Here is a 15101-nt window from a genome sequence, read left to right as displayed (position 1 = left end):
CCCGGCAGTTGAGCTGGTTCGGAGAGTCTGTTCAGAGTCTCTGCGCGAATGCAATTGTGTTCGAAATGTTGTGAATGCAAGGCGAAAATCGCAGTGATACCTCGTGGTATCGCGAGTATTTTTAACGCCGCAGGCGCGACGTTTCGGGCGTAATGGCGTCGCGAGGAAACTTTGAACAGACTCTCGGAGAGCTTGGCTGTCTATTCGAATTCAACCACGACAGGGTAAACGATTCATGTTCTCCTCACCATGCCTGCGGGCTAATCTGGGCCGTACGTGCCGTTCCGCCGCGCTTGTTCTGGCCTCTGCACTGGTGCCTCTGGGTAGCGCCATGGCCGCGGATCCCTACCCGAACAAGCCGATCAAGATGATCGTCCCGTTCTCGCCTGGTGGTACCGGTGACATCGTAGGGCGCTTGATGGCCACCAAGATGTCTGAAGGCCTGGGACAAAGCGTCTTTGTTGAGAATCGTGGGGGTGGGGCGTCCATCATCGGCACTGACGCCGGTTCCAAGGCTCCGGCGGACGGCTACACGCTGACCATTACGAATGGTGCGGCCATCACCACCGCTCCTTTGATTGGTCAGAAGTTGGCCTACAAGCCAATGGACGACTTTGTCCATGTCTTTCTGATCGCAAGTTTTCCCAACATGCTGGTAGTGCGCGCGGACCATCCAGCCAAGACCTTGGCACAGTTCATCGACTACGCTCGTAAAGAGCCCAAGGGGGTGAGCTGGGGCTCTGCTGGCGTGGGTTCGGCAGGCTTCCTGGCGGGAGAGCTGCTGCAACAGCAGGCGCAGTTTCGCATGGTCCATGTGCCCTACAAAGGTACTGGCCCAGCTCTGACGGATCTGGTGGGTGGCACCATTGGCGCCATGCTCACGAGCCCCGCCGTGGCGGCCACGCAGATTTCAAGCGGGAAACTCAAAGCCCTGGCGGTCAGCAGCGCACAACGCGCCAGCGATTACCCGGATGTGCCCACCATGAACGAAGTCTATCCCGGCACGGTGGGTGACGCGTGGTTCGGTATCTCGGTTCCGGACAACACACCCGCTAACGTGGTCGAGCGGCTTCGCGCTGAAGCGGCTAAAGCGCTCGCAAGCCCTGATGTGCGGGCGCAGATGCTGAAGTCTGGTGTGCAACCCATGGGTCTGGGCCCTAAAGATTTTGATGGTTTTCTCCGAAAGGAAATCGTCAAATGGACAGCGGTCCTGAAAGACAAAAACATCACCGCTGAATAGGCCCCGTCTGCACGCGCCTTAGAACCAAACTGAAGAGCTGAATCCATGAGTGTTGAATATGCGCCAAAAGGCTTGATAGGGCTGCTCACGCCCCAGGCCAATACGACGGTCGAGCCCGAGTTCTCCATCTTGCTGCCGCCGGGCTATGCGCATATCAATGCCAGGCTTGTCAGCAACAAGGGCACCATTGAAGAGCGCTTGCTTGACTATCTAGAGGTGGCCGAGCAGGTGGCTGGCCAGTTCGCCAATGCGCCGATCCAGGCGCTTGCTCTGGGGTGCACTGGCGCGTCTTATCTGGCGGGGCGCGCGAACGAAGAGCGCTTGCTGGAAAGACTGGGCACCGCCAGGGGCGTGACGGCCTTCACGGCGGCCACGGCACTGGTGGACTGCCTGGCCGCCATGGGCGCGAAACGCATTGCGCTGGCTACGCCCTATCCGGACGCATTGACTCAAAAGAGCGTCACTTACTGGGAGTCCCACGGGCTGACCGTGGTGAAGGCCGCGTCGACCATCAACGACGCGGCCACCAACTTCCATCCCATCTACTCCCTCAGCGCCGAACAAGCCGGGGGGATCCTGGAGGAACTGGGCTCGCTCAAAGGCGTGGACGCTGTGGTCATGCTGGGTACGGGCATGCCTACTCTGGCGCCCATGCTCAATGCCAACCGCTCTGGCCAGGGCGTGCCCGTCCTGTCCTGCATGTTCTGCTTGGCATGGAAGGCGGTGGAACTGGTCCATCCTGGCGAGTACTCACTTCAAAGCTGGCTTCAAGGCGATTCTTGGGGCCCACGCCTGGAGGCTCTGCGGCGGTAAGCAGAAGAGAAAGTGGATTCCATGTTCCGAAATGGGCTTGCGCTTCTGACCCCGTTGGGGCTGAACGCTGCCTGTCCAGAGCCAGTCGAAACGTTAAAGCCTCGCGAAGCGCTTCGACAAGCTCAGCGTGAACGGATCCTTATGCACCTTAGCTCGAAAATCGCGACTGACCGTGCTGAAAGCTGAGAGCCAGTCCAAACCTTGCGTAGCGCTTCGATGCGCAGACGAGCCTTGGGCAGGTCAAGCTCAAGAGCAGGCTACTGAAATATTGTTGGTGTTGTGCAGATAACGTACCTCGTAGGTCAAGAATCAAGATGAAATCTCAACGCGTGATCATTGTCGGTGGGGGCCCTGTGGGCCTCACGGCCGCTATTCTTTTGGGCCACTACGGCATCGAGTGCCTGGTGCTGGAAGCTGACACCGAAGTCCCGCGCGATCTGCGCGCTTCCACTTTCCATCCGCCCACTCTGGACATGCTGGACCGATTCGGCATCACACAACGCTTGATTGACGCAGGGCTCGTGGCGCCTACCTGGCAGGTGCGCTGGCACACTACTGGGGAGTTTGCTGAGTTCGACCTTGGCGTTTTGAAGGACCACACCGCCCACCCGTATCGCTTGCAATGTGAGCAGTGGCGACTGGCCGAGTTCCAGTTGGAATACATACGGGACAAACTGCCCGGCATTGAAGTGTTGCGCGGACATCGGGTGCAGAGTTTTACCCAGAACGACGACGGTGTGGAAGTCGTGGCGCAAGACCCGGCAGGTGAACTGCATTCATTCTCGGGTGCCTACATCATTGCCGCGGACGGCGCCAGGAGCGTGATTCGTTCGCAGTTGGGGCTGACGTTCGAAGGGCACACCTTCCCCGAAACCACGGTGCTCGCCACCACACGTTTTCCCTTTCACGATCACCTGCCGAATCTGTCGTACATCAATTACTGCTGGAAGGAATCAGGCACCTTCAGCTTGCTCCGGCTCAAGGATCTGTGGCGTGCCAGCCTGTATCCAAGAGACGGCGAAACAGATGAGGAGGCCGTCACGCCTGCGTCTGTGCAGTCCAAGCTTCAGGAAATTTTCCCGACCGCCCAGCCCTATGAGGTGATGGAGATCAGGCCTTACAGGATCCACCAACGCGTGGTGAACGGCTATGTACATGGCCGGGTTGTGCTGGCCGGCGACGCAGCCCACATCAACAGCCCGAGTGGGGGCATGGGCATGAACGGCGGCATACATGACGCGTTCAATCTCACCGACAAACTGAACCGGATCTACGCCGGAGAAAGTGTCGAACTGCTCGGGCTGTACGAGCGGCAACGCCGACCCATCGCGATCAAGCATGTGCTGGAGCAGTCTGGCCGCAACCGCGCACGCATGCAGGAGCGGGATACGGACAAGCGCAGGCGCTCCTTGACTGAGCTGCAGCGCAAGGCGTCAGACGAAGCCCTGGCGACGGAGTATCTGCTCGAGACTTCGATGATCAGCAGCTTGCGCGAGTCTGAAACCATTCAGTAGAACTTGGTGGCGGACGCGTTCCATCGACGTCGTTCCCGAAGTGTAGAAAAACAGGAGACTGTCTTGAGAAACATCGACATCGGAGCGTGCTCATGAGCACTTCCATCCTCGTCAGCGAAGTTGGCCCGCGTGATGGCTTGCAAAGCATTGAGCGGATCATGGGTACCCCGGAGAAGAAGGCCTGGATCCATGCCTTGTTCAAAGCGGGGCTGCGGGAAATTGAAGTGGGTTCATTTGTGCCCTCCCATGTGCTTCCCCAGATGGCAGACACCGCAGAACTGGTCGGCTTCGCCAGGACCTTGCCTGGCCTTGCCGTGGCGGCTCTGGTGCCCAATCTGAAAGGCGCGCAAGCCGCGGTGAAGGCCGGGGCGCACAAGATCTCCATTCCCTTTTCCTGCAGCGAAACCCATAGCCTCAAGAACGTGAGGCGCACCCATGAGCAGATGATCCAGGAAGTCCAGGCCATTGGCGCCTTTCTGAAGACGCTGCCTGAAGCGGAGCGGCCTCATCTGGAAGGCAGCCTCTCGACGGCCTTTGGCTGCACCATGGAAGGCGTGGTACCGGAAGACAAGGTCATGGACCTGGCTCAGATACTGATTGAGGCAGGCTGCGATGAAGTGGGCCTGTCGGACACCACCGGATACGCCAACCCGGCCCAAGTCAGGCGCATGATTCGCAAGGTGCACGCGCGGGTGGGGGCTGATCGGCTTACGGGCATTCACCTGCACAACACGCGGGGCCTGGGCTTGGCGAATGCACTGGCCGCTATCGATGAGGGTTTGACCACCATTGACGCTTCTCAGGGCGGGCTGGGTGGCTGCCCATTCGCACCTGGGGCCAGTGGCAACATCGTCACGGAAGACCTGGTGTTCATGCTGGAGGCGATGGGCTTTTCTACCGGCATTGACTACGACGCACTCATGCACGCCCGGCAATTGCTGAGTGACGCCCTGCCTGGTGAGCCGCTCTACGGCATGGTGCCTTTAGCGGGCCTTCCAAAGAACTTCAAAGCATCATGAACCAAGCTACTGATCTTCCCTTGAGCGGCCTTAGGGTGGTTGAGTTCACCCACATGGTGATGGGCCCCAGTATGGGCCTGATTCTTGCAGATCTCGGCGCCGAAGTGATCAAGATCGAACCCCTGGAAGGCGACAATACGCGCCGGCTAACGGGTTCAGGCGCTGGCTACTTTCCCATGTACAACCGCAACAAGGCCAGTCTGGCCCTGGACGTCAAGTCCGAGGCAGGGCGCGATGCTGCCCAGCGTTTGCTGCAGAAAGCCGATATTGTTCTTGAGAACTTCCGGCCAGGTGCCATGGATGCGCTCGGTCTGGGATACCAAGCTATCTCTGCCACCAACCCCGGGGTCATTTACTGTTCCGGCAAAGGCTTCTTGAGCGGCCCCTATGCGCACCGCACGGCGCTGGATGAGGTGGCTCAGATGATGGGCGGCCTGGCCTATATGACCGGCTTGCCCGACAAGCCCATGCGCGCAGGCGCGTCTGTGATTGACGTCATGGGCGGGATGTTCGGCGTCATCGGCATCATGGCAGCGCTGGAGCAGCGCCACCGCACCGGTCAGGGCCAGTTGGTGACCACGGCCTTGTATGAAACCACGGCCTTCCTGGTCGGACAGCACATGGCGCAGTTCGCCGTCACCGGCAAGCCCGCGCCGCCCATGACGCAACGCCAGTCAGCGTGGGCGGTCTATGACATCTTTGACACCAAAGACCAGAGCAAAGTGTTCGTCGCTGTCGTCACCGATACGCAGTGGCGAGGCTTTTGCACGGCATTTGGTCTCGATGAGCTGGGTGCCGATCCCACCCTGCAGAAAAACAATGATCGCGTTCGGCAGAAAGATCGCTACATGTCGACGCTGCGTGAGCGATTGGGTACGTTTGAACGGGACGCTCTGATGGAGAAGCTCGAGAGCATTGGCTTGCCGTTTGCTCCTGTGGCCAAGCCCGAAGACCTGATCAATGATCCGCATCTGAACGCGGGCGGCCTGGTGGATGTCACGCTGCCAAGTGGTGAACGGGCCAGCTTGCCTGCGCTTCCCATCGAGATGGGACATCAGCGTCTGGGCGTGCGCCGCGATCTGCCAGGCATTGGTGAAGGTGGCGCCCAGGTGCTGCTGGCCGCTGGTTTTTCCAAGGAGCAGATACAGGCCATGCAGGAGGCGGGTGTGTTGCGGATAGAGGCGCCATGACTGTCACGGCCCCGCAATCGCTGTTCGAGAAAATCTGGGCACAGCGCCGCGTTGAAGATCTCAACGCGGATGGCAGCCTGGCTTTGATGCATATTGACCGCGTGATGTTGCACGAACGCATGGGCGGTGTGGCTTTGCGTTCGCTCGCAGAGCGGCAATTGCCTGTAAGAAACCGGCAGCAGGTGTTTGCCACCATAGACCATATTGCAGACACGCGGCCAGGGCGCACAGAAGACACCACCTTGATGCCAGGTGGGGTGGACTTCATTCGCGTCACCCGCGATGAATCCCGGAAGTCGGGCATTCATTTCTTCGACATCAATGACCCACGCCAGGGCATTGTTCACGTGATCTCTCCCGAGCAAGGTATTGTCTTGCCGGGCATCACCTTGGTGTGCCCTGACAGTCACACCTGCACGCAAGGTGCCTTTGGAGCATTGGCGTGGGGAATTGGTTCGTCCGAGGCAGAACACGCCTTGGCCACACGAACACTGCGTGTTCGCAAGCCGCGCTCCATGCGCGTCACCTTCACTGGGCGCCTGGCGCAAGGCGTGGGTGCCAAGGACCTGGCGCTGGCGCTGATTGCACGCCATGGTGCGGATGGGGCCCAGCGTTGTGTGGTGGAGTTCGATGGCCCTGTGATTCGCGACATGTCCATCGAAGCGCGCCAGACGATTTGCAATATGGCGGTGGAGTTTTCGGCCTTCACCGCTTTGATAGCGCCTGACGAAAAAGTGTTCAGCACGCTGCAGGGGCGTCCTTTCGCGCCATCGGGTGCGCAATGGGATGAGGCCATGGCGTCGTGGAGGAACCTGAAAAGTGATGAGGGTGCGAGCTTCGACGTCGAGTTGCATATGGACGTTTCGGATCTGGCGCCCATGGTGACGTGGGGAACGAGCCCTCAGCACGCGTGTGGCGTTGATGGTGTGGTTCCTGGTGCCACGCAATCCGCCGAACGAGCCCTGGCCTACATGGACGTCCACCCCGGTGACAAGCTGGCCGATATGCCGATTCAGGCGGCGTTCATCGGCTCATGCACCAATGGCCGGCTGTCAGATTTGCAAGCGGCTGCAGATGTTCTTCGCGGCAGGCGTGTGGCGCCTCACATTCGTGCGATCTGTGTTCCGGGCTCTACCAGTGTCAAGCGGGAGGCTGAGGCTTTGGGGCTGGACCATGTCTTCAAGGACGCCGGATTTGAATGGCGAGAGTCAGGTTGTTCGATGTGCTTTTTCTCGGGCGGCGAGAGTTTCGGCGTGGCCGAGCGCGTGATCAGCACCACCAATCGAAATTTTGAAGGCCGGCAAGGCCCGCAGACAAGAACCCATCTGGCAAGCCCTGTGACGGTCGCTGCTTCCGCTTTGAGTGGGCACATCGCTGATCCGCGGCCTTTCCTGAGGGGCGAGCCATGAAGCCTTTCAGCCAACACACCGGGGTTGCTGCTGCCCTGCTGAAGCCCAGCATTGATACCGACGCCATCATTCCTTCGCGTGAGATCAAGACGGTAGGCAAAGATGGACTCGCTGAAGGCCTCTTCGCCAACTGGCGCTATCGCGATGTCGCTGCGCGCGAGCCGGATCCGGATTTCGTCTTGAATTGGCCGAACCAGCGCGGCACGACGGTGCTGCTGGCAGGCCCGAATTTTGGATGCGGATCGTCTCGAGAGCATGCGGCCTGGGCGCTGGCCGAGTGGGGTATTCGGGCCATCGTAGCGCCCAGCTTTGGTGCCATTTTCTTTGCGAACTGCATTCGCAATGGCATCTTGCCCGTGGTGTTGCCTGAGCCTGAGGTCAAGGCGCTGGCAGATGCTGTGTCGCCTGATCCGCAGGCCAGACAGGTTGCGCTGGATTTGAATCGACGGGAGCTGAAGGGGCCTGATGGGATTGTGCATGCCATCACGCTGGGGGATGAAGAGCGAGAGCAGCTGCTCTCGGGGCTGGATCCGATCAGCAGGACGTTGCAGGAGTATGTGGGGAGGATTGAGGAGTTTGAGGTGGGGGATAGGGGACGGATGCCTTGGATGTATTCTTAGATGTTGAATGGGTTCAACGGCTTCTGATTGAGTCCGGCTCCCTCTTCCTATGGGGCGGGGCCGGTCAACCGGCGGTGGATTTCACTCCCTCTCCCGCATGCTGGAGACGGGACAACATCCTCGCGCCAGCGACTGATTATTCGAGGGCCGAGCGAAGCAATGGCCCGAATCAGGCTTCCCACCCCTTTGGCCGTGCTGAGCAGCGCAGTGCGAGGGGCGGGCAAGAGCACTGCAAGATGCTCTTGCTTCAAGATCTAGCTTGTCGCAGTTGTTTGACCGAAGTGAGCGAAGTGAACGCAGGGAGTTTCTGCGACACTGCCCCTCGCACGAGCAGCGCAGGTTGCCCGGAGCGAAGCGAAGGGACGCGGACAGTGGGGCCGCCTTTCTTTTGCCTACTTTTCTTTGGCGGAGCAAAGAAGAAGTAGGTGCGCTGCCGGGCGCACTCCCCGGCCTCCGACCTGAAGTGAAGAGCAGAAGGTAATTAGTAACCCCAGCGACCAATCAACCGCCACTTGCCCGTACCGGTTGGCCGGCCCCAACCCCTCCCAAAGGGAGAAGGAGTTAAACCGCACTGCCACCTCACCGACACATCGCGGATCGAGCGCCGCGAACCTTCAATCCGACAACTCAAATCATCACTGCCGGATCATCCGCCACTTCCAAAAACACCCTCGCCTTGTTAGGCGAAACACTAACAATATCCCCCTCCTTGATCCCCAGCCGACGATACTCCTCAGCCGACAGATGCGCTTCCAGAATGTGACTTGGCTGATCACGCGGTGTCAGTTCCAGCCGTGCCTGTGGCCCAATCACCAGGGCGCGGTCCAGCTTGGCCACCAGACCCGTTGCGCCGGCTGTATAGGGCGTGACCGATAGATCGCTCGGGCGCACAAAAGCCATGGCTTCCGCATCCATCGCGCTGGCATGCTCAGGCGCTGCAATACGCCAGTCACCCACCTGCATCTGACCACCTGAGGCGCGGCCGTGAAACAGGTTGACGTCGCCGAGGAATCCATAGACGAAGGGCGTGGCGGGGCTTTCCCACACTTCCTGCGGCGTGCCCACTTGCTCAATGGCGCCCTTGTTCATTACCACCACGCGGTCGGCTACTTCAAGCGCTTCTTCCTGGTCGTGCGTGACGAAAATGCTGGTCACGTGCAACTCGTCGTGCAGGCGCCGAAGCCAGCGGCGCAGTTCCTTGCGGACCTTGGCGTCTAGCGCACCGAAGGGCTCGTCCAGCAGCAGAACCTTGGGTTCCACAGCCAAGGCGCGGGCCAAGGCAATGCGTTGCCGCTGACCGCCTGAGAGCTGTGAAGGGTAGCGGTCGGCCAGCCAGTCGAGCTGAACCAGGCTCAGCAGCTCATGCACCTTGGCCTTGATCTTGGCTTCACTTGGACGCTCGCTGCGCGGCTTCACGCGCAGACCAAAAGCCACGTTGTCCGCCACCGTCATGTGACGAAACAGAGCGTAGTGCTGGAACACGAAACCTACGCCGCGTTCTCTTACATGAACATCTGTGGTGTCTTCGCCGTTGAACAGAATGCTGCCTTGATCACTGGACTCCAGGCCCGCGATGATGCGCAGCAGCGTGGTCTTGCCGCAGCCTGATGGGCCCAGTAGCGCCACCAGCTCACCAGAATCGATGTTCAGGCTGACATCACCCAGCGCCTGAAAGGAGCCGAATTGCTTGGAGACATTGCGGATTTCGATACTCATGATGTTGCTTTCGCGACCGACGCGGTCCGGACTTGACTATCAGGTGAAGAAGGCTGATGGATGGAGATGGGCTCTGGCGGCAAATCTGTGGTGGCCCGCAATGAGCGTGCATGTTGCCACTCCACCAGGCTCTTGACGGCCAGCGTGACGATAGCCAGCAGTGCCAGCAAGGAGGCGACGGCAAAGGCAGCCTGGCCTTGGTATTCGTTGTAGAGAATCTCCACGTGCAGTGGCATGGTGTTGGTCTGTCCGCGGATATGTCCACTGACCACAGACACCGCTCCGAATTCACCCATGGCACGCGCATTGCACAGAATCACGCCGTAGATCAAGCCCCATTTGATGTTGGGCAGGGTCACGTACCAGAAGGTCTGCCAGCCATTGGCGCCCAGGACCTGAGCCGCCTGCTCTTCATCGCTGCCTTGAGCCTGCATCAACGGGATGAGTTCGCGGGCGATGAAAGGAAAGGTGACAAAGATAGTCGCCAGGATGATGCCAGGCACGGCAAACATGATCTTGATGTTGTGCTCTGCCAACCAGGGCCCGAACCACCCCTGGGCTCCGAACACCAGTACGTAGATAAGGCCCGCCACCACGGGCGAAACCGAGAAGGGCAGGTCGATCAATGTGGTGAGAAAGGACTTGCCGCGAAACTCGAACTTGGCTATGCACCAGGCGGCGGCCACGCCGAACACCAGATTCACTGGAACAGCGATGGCAGCGGTCAGCAGCGTCAGGCGCATGGCCGCCCAGGCGTCAGGTTCCATCAGCGCTGCACCATACGCGTCCCACCCCTTGCCGAGCGCCTCAATGAAAACCGTGACCAGAGGGAGCACCAGGAACAGGGCCATAAAGCCCAGCGCGAGGGCTGTGAGCAACCAGCGCACTGCCGGTGTTTCGGTGGTGCGAACTCTTTTTGCAATGCTCATGATGTGCTCCCGTAGCGGCGCCGACCCCAGGCTTGCAGTCCGTTGATGATCAGAAGCAAGACGAAGGAGATCAGCAGCATCACCGATGCGACGGCGGTAGCGCCTGCGTAGTCGTACTGCTCCAGCTTGCCGATGATGATGAGCGGCGTGATCTCAGAGATCATGGGCATATTGCCCGCGATGAAAATGACGGAGCCGTATTCACCGACAGCGCGGGCGAAGGCCATGGCAAACCCTGTCAGCAGGGCCGGTGCGATGGCGGGGAAGATCACGCGCCAGAAGGTTTGCCAGCGGTTGGCGCCCAGGCAGGCAGCGGCTTCCTCAAGCTCTTTTTCAGTGTCTTCCAGCACGGGCTGCACAGTGCGTACAACGAAAGGCAGGCCAATGAAGATGAGCGCCACCACGATGCCCCCGGGCTTGAATGCCAGCTGTATGCCCATCGGCTCCAGGTACTGGCCGATCCAGCCGTTGCCTGCCAGGATGGCTGTCAGGGCAATACCGGCCACGGCGGTGGGCAGGGCAAACGGAAGATCTACCAGCGCATCGGCGATCTTCTTGCCTGGAAATTCATAGCGCACGAGCACCCATGCGATCAACAGGCCAGCGACCGCGTTGATGGAGGCGGCCAGAAACGATGCGCCAAAAGTCAGTTTGTACGAAGCCACGACGCGTGGCGCCGAGATGGCTGTCCAGAATTCGGCCCAGGTCATCGTCAAGGTCTTGAAGACCAGTGCGGACAACGGTATCAATACGATCAGGCTCAGGTACAGCAGGGTGTAACCCAAGGTCAGGTTAAAGCCGGGCAGCACGCGCCGCACGGCTCGGGGACGAGGCGCTGCAAGGGTGGCAGTGGAGGACATGGGGTTGTCTTGTGTATGTGGGGGCGAACGACGGCTGCTAGCCGTCTGGGCACCTTGGCGTTTTGGCAGCAGGCAGCGGCCGCTACCGGGCCGCTGTCACCGTTACTCAACCAGGCCGCGCGTCGGCGCGGTCATCCGTTCATCACTTGCCGGGCGTGTAGAGCTTGTCGAACTGGCCGCCGTCGTTGAAGTGCACCTTTTGGGCTTCGCCGAGCGAGCCGAAGTACTGGTCCACGGTGAACAGCTTGATTGGCTTGAACTGTGGATTCTTCTTGAGGACGGCTTCGTTGCGAGGACGGATGTTGTGCTTGGCTGCGATTTCCTGCGCTTCTGGCGTGTAGAGGAAATCAAGGTAAGCCTTGGCTTCCGCAGCCGTGCCTTTCTTGTTGACCGTGCGTTCGACGACGGCTACTGGGTTCTCAGCGATCACGCTGGCGCTGGGGTGAATGGCATCGACTTTGCCGACGCCAAATTCCTTGTCCACTGAAACCACTTCGGATTCAAAGGTGATCAATACGTCGCCGATATTGCGCTGCAGGAACACGCCAGTGGCATCGCGCCCACCACGTGCCAGCACAGGCACGTTCTTGTACAGCCGCGTGACGTAGTCCAGTGCTTGTGCGTCAGTGCCCCCCTTGGCACGGACCTGGCCCCAGGCAGCCAGGTAGGCCAGGCGGCCATTGCCTCCGGTTTTAGGGTTGACCACCACCACTTGTACGCCGGGTTTGATCAGATCGTCCCAGTCCTTGATGCCCTTGGGGTTGCCATTGCGCACCAGGAACAGCATGGTGGATGTCGTCGGGGCAGCTCCGTTTGGAAACTTGGTGCGCCAGTCCTTGGCGACCACACCTTTGTCTGCCAGGAAGTCAATGTCGGTGGTGGTGTTGAAGGTCACCACATCGGCCTCCAGGCCGTCTGCCACGGCACGCGCCTGAGCGCTGGAGCCAGCATGCGACTGGTCGATCTTGAGATCTTTGCCTGTGGTTTTTTTATAGTGCGCGATGAAAGCGGGGTTGATGTCCTTGTAGAACTCTCGCGCCACATCGTAGGAAACGTTGAGCAGCGTCTGAGCGGAGGCCAGCGAAGCCAGGCTGAAGCCGATGGCGCCCAGAGTCAGTTTTAGAGTCGTTTTCATGGAATTGGAAAGGTAATGAGACAACGATGACGAATTGTCAGAGTCGGCCCTTCTAATTCAAACGACTTTGTTTTTGTGTTCTTATTCGAAATTCATATAAAGAATGAAGCGGCTTGGCGCAAAGGAGGCTCGGCTCCCAAGGTTTTGAGCAAGGTCAGCCCGAAAGGCCAGTCCCCGTGTCCTGACTCCACATTGATATGGCCGGATTTGTCCAGCAGCACAAGGCGGCTGCCCCAGGCCTTGGCGTAGTGGCTGGTTTGCGCGACCGGACAATAGGGGTCGTTCGAGCTGCCCACCACAATGCTGGGAAATTGCAGCCGTTTGCGTGGCACAGGTGCGAAATCAGCCAGTGCGCTGCGGTTTTCCGGGTCTGCAGGCGCCACCAGCAGCGCGCCATGGATGCGTGTCTGGGCTGAAGCCGGAAGGTGTGCGGTGGTGATGCATCCCAGGCTGTGCGCAGCGATCAGGAGCGGGCCTTCAGTTTGTTCAATGGTTTGGACCAGGCGCTCCACCCACGGTTTGCGTAGAGGGTGGCGCCAGTCTGCCTGTTCCACACGAACAGATCGCGGCAGGCATTGGTGCCAAAGGCTTTGCCAGTGCCTGGGACCGGAGTTGTGCCAGCCGGGCACGATGAGGACGGTAGGGTAGGGCATGGGCCAATTTTCTGCCCATGCCCAGCACAGGCCAACGAAGAAGTAGTAGTTTGCTTATGTGCTGTTCACCTGCCAGGTTCGGCGCTCACCTGCTTGAGCTGGCCAGGCGGCGCACCACGGACACCAGCCGGTCAATCTCCTCGGTGGTGTTGTAGAACGCGAGCGAAGGCCGTACCGTCGTCTCAACCCCGAAGCGGCGCAAGATGGGCTGCGCACAGTGGTGGCCGGTACGCACGGCGATACCTTCCTTGTTGAGGGCGCGGCCCACTTCTTCCGTGGTGTAGCCAGCAAGGACGAATGACATCACACTGGCTTTGTCAGGTGCCGTGCCAATCAGGCGCACATCCGGGATTTCGCGCAGACGGTCCTGGCCGTAGACGAGCAGCTCATGCTCGTAGCGGCCGATGTTTTCCATACCCAGGCGTTGCACATAGTCGATGGCGGCGCCCAGTCCCACGGCGTCGGCGATGTTTCCAGTGCCGGCTTCGAAGGTATTGGGCAAGGGTTGGAACACCGTTTTTTCGAACGTGACGTCGGCAATCATGTTGCCGCCGCCTTGCCAGGGGGGCATGCTCTCCAGCACCTCCCGCTTACCCCAGAGCGCACCGATGCCGGTGGGGCCGAAAATCTTGTGGCCGGAAAAAACGAAGAAGTCTGCGCCGATGTCCTGGACATCCACCCGCATGTGCGAGACCGATTGTGCGCCGTCCACCAGGGCCTTGGCCCCCGCGCGGTGAGCCAGCTCCACGATCTGCTTGACGGGCACGACGGTGCCGAGTGCGTTCGAGACCTGGGTGACAGAGACGAGCTTGGTGCGGTCGTTCAGCAGCTTCTGGTATTCGTCCAGCAGCACCTGGCCGTTGTCGTCCACGGGAATCACGCGCAACCTGGCGCCTTTGGCGGACGCCAGTTGTTGCCACGGCACGATGTTGGCGTGGTGCTCCAGATGGCTGACGATGATCTCGTCGCCTTCGCCTATGTGTTGCCAACCCCAGCTTTTGGCCACCAGATTGATGGCTTCGGTGGTGCCGCGCACGAAGATGACTTCGTTCACGTCCGGCGCATTCAGAAAGCCGCGAACTTTTTCGCGAGCAGCTTCATAGGCGTCGGTCGCGCGGGCAGCAAGTTCGTGGGCCGCGCGGTGGATGTTCGAATTTTCGTGCTCGTAGAAGTACGAAAGCCGTTCGATCACAGAGCGGGGCTTCTGCGTAGTGGCGGCGTTGTCCAGCCAGGCCAACGGGTGGCCGTTGACACGTTCTGAAAGGATGGGAAAGTCGCGCCGTACAGCGTGAACGTCGAATGCCGGATGGCGCTCTTGCTTGCCCAGGTGCTGGTCACGTGCATCCCCCCGTGCTCCAGGTGTGGCAGGCGTGGTGTAGCCGCTGGGCAGCACGACTGCATCCACGAAGTAAAAACGCGGCTCTGCCGATGGCGTGGTCACTGGTTGCGCCGCGGCGGGAACAGTGGGCACAGCGCGCGGTGGCTCGGGAGTCGCAAAAGGCAATTGCGCCAATCCATCCAGCGGATCTGAGATGCCCGCAGGTTGGGGGGCACCGCCAGGGGAGGGGTGGCCGTTGGCCAGGAAGTAGTAGGGCTCCCCCGAATGGGCTGGCGGTACGGCCAGCGCCTGGCCGCCGAATCTTGGTTCGTAACCTGGGGCGGGTGCAAATACGTTGTCTGGAACGCCATTGCCAGCCGGCGCATGCGGCGCCAGCGCGGGTATGCGGTTGGCCAGTGAGAGCACTGGCGTGGGCGACGCCGGGATCAGATTGGTGCCAGGCACTTGACCTTGCGGAATGGGCGTGCCGGGGACGCTGGGTCCTAGGCCAGCAGGGCTGGCCAGTGGTGATCCGGGCGGTGCCAGGTTCACCGGCGCTTGCGCGCCTGGGACCTGCCCTGGCAACGCCGAGAACAAAGCGCTGGCCATGCGCGCCAGCGCCGCCGGGTCGATCGGCGCCTCAAAGTCGCCGGGAACGACGGGAGTTACTGCGGTCATGCCGACG

General features: G+C 60.3%; 13 protein-coding genes. 7 read left to right on the top strand and 6 right to left on the bottom strand.

Annotated elements, in window-relative coordinates:
* Positions 1 to 235: 235 nt before the first annotated feature.
* The 7 genes from ABIE13_RS15540 (at position 236) to leuD (ending at position 7805) form a co-directional block, all read left to right on the top strand.
* A complete protein-coding gene (locus ABIE13_RS15540; protein ID WP_354445010.1) occupies positions 236 to 1240 on the top strand; it encodes a Bug family tripartite tricarboxylate transporter substrate binding protein in 1005 nt (334 codons plus the stop codon).
* Positions 1241 to 1285: 45 nt separating this feature from the next.
* Positions 1286 to 2053, top strand: coding sequence for a maleate cis-trans isomerase family protein (locus ABIE13_RS15535; RefSeq protein ID WP_354445008.1), 768 nt, complete (start codon positions 1286 to 1288; stop codon positions 2051 to 2053).
* A gap of 314 nt (positions 2054 to 2367) precedes the next feature.
* On the top strand, positions 2368 to 3567 hold the full coding sequence (locus ABIE13_RS15530) for an FAD-dependent oxidoreductase (RefSeq protein WP_354445006.1): 1200 nt from the start codon (positions 2368 to 2370) through the stop codon (positions 3565 to 3567).
* Positions 3568 to 3659: 92 nt separating this feature from the next.
* Positions 3660 to 4586, top strand: coding sequence for a hydroxymethylglutaryl-CoA lyase (locus ABIE13_RS15525; protein ID WP_354445004.1), 927 nt, complete (start codon positions 3660 to 3662; stop codon positions 4584 to 4586).
* Positions 4583 to 5776, top strand: coding sequence for a CaiB/BaiF CoA transferase family protein (locus ABIE13_RS15520; protein ID WP_354445002.1), 1194 nt, complete (start codon positions 4583 to 4585; stop codon positions 5774 to 5776). The genes ABIE13_RS15525 and ABIE13_RS15520 overlap by 4 nt, the downstream gene beginning before the upstream one ends.
* Positions 5773 to 7185 carry a 3-isopropylmalate dehydratase large subunit gene (locus ABIE13_RS15515; protein WP_354445000.1) on the top strand — a complete coding sequence of 471 codons (1413 nt, stop codon included), beginning with the start codon at positions 5773 to 5775 and terminating at the stop codon, positions 7183 to 7185. Before ABIE13_RS15520 ends, ABIE13_RS15515 begins: the two co-directional genes overlap by 4 nt.
* A complete protein-coding gene (leuD, locus tag ABIE13_RS15510) occupies positions 7182 to 7805 on the top strand; it encodes a 3-isopropylmalate dehydratase small subunit (RefSeq protein ID WP_354444998.1) in 624 nt (207 codons plus the stop codon). The genes ABIE13_RS15515 and leuD overlap by 4 nt, the downstream gene beginning before the upstream one ends.
* A 627-nt stretch (positions 7806 to 8432) precedes the next feature.
* On the opposite strand, the gene ABIE13_RS15505 is transcribed toward leuD, so the two are convergent.
* The 6 genes from ABIE13_RS15505 to ABIE13_RS15480 all read right to left on the bottom strand — a co-directional run bounded on the left by ABIE13_RS15505 (position 8433) and on the right by ABIE13_RS15480 (position 15094).
* Entirely contained in the window at positions 8433 to 9521 is a 1089-nt protein-coding gene (locus tag ABIE13_RS15505) for a sulfate/molybdate ABC transporter ATP-binding protein (RefSeq protein ID WP_354444996.1), read from the bottom strand.
* The gene (gene cysW / locus ABIE13_RS15500) at positions 9518 to 10450 is read right to left on the bottom strand and encodes a sulfate ABC transporter permease subunit CysW (protein ID WP_354444994.1); all 933 of its coding nucleotides are present in this window, start codon (positions 10448 to 10450) and stop codon (positions 9518 to 9520) included. The genes ABIE13_RS15505 and cysW overlap by 4 nt, the downstream gene beginning before the upstream one ends.
* Entirely contained in the window at positions 10447 to 11310 is an 864-nt protein-coding gene (gene cysT, locus ABIE13_RS15495; protein ID WP_354444992.1) for a sulfate ABC transporter permease subunit CysT, read from the bottom strand. Before cysT ends, cysW begins: the two co-directional genes overlap by 4 nt.
* A 142-nt stretch (positions 11311 to 11452) precedes the next feature.
* On the bottom strand, positions 11453 to 12445 hold the full coding sequence (locus ABIE13_RS15490; RefSeq protein ID WP_354444990.1) for a sulfate ABC transporter substrate-binding protein: 993 nt from the start codon (positions 12443 to 12445) through the stop codon (positions 11453 to 11455).
* Between the two features lie 92 nt (positions 12446 to 12537).
* Entirely contained in the window at positions 12538 to 13098 is a 561-nt protein-coding gene (locus ABIE13_RS15485) for an RBBP9/YdeN family alpha/beta hydrolase (RefSeq protein WP_354444988.1), read from the bottom strand.
* Between the two features lie 85 nt (positions 13099 to 13183).
* Positions 13184 to 15094 (bottom strand): family 2A encapsulin nanocompartment cargo protein cysteine desulfurase, encoded by a 1911-nt coding sequence (locus ABIE13_RS15480; RefSeq protein ID WP_354444986.1) that lies wholly within the window; start codon positions 15092 to 15094, stop codon positions 13184 to 13186.
* Positions 15095 to 15101 lie beyond the last annotated feature (7 nt).

This window comes from Ottowia thiooxydans (genome assembly GCF_040548795.1).
In the GTDB taxonomy this organism is placed as follows: Bacteria; Pseudomonadota; Gammaproteobacteria; order Burkholderiales; family Burkholderiaceae_C; genus Ottowia; species Ottowia thiooxydans_A.
The sequence above is the reverse complement of the archived record's forward strand: the minus strand, read 5'-3'. Positions and strand labels throughout refer to the sequence as shown.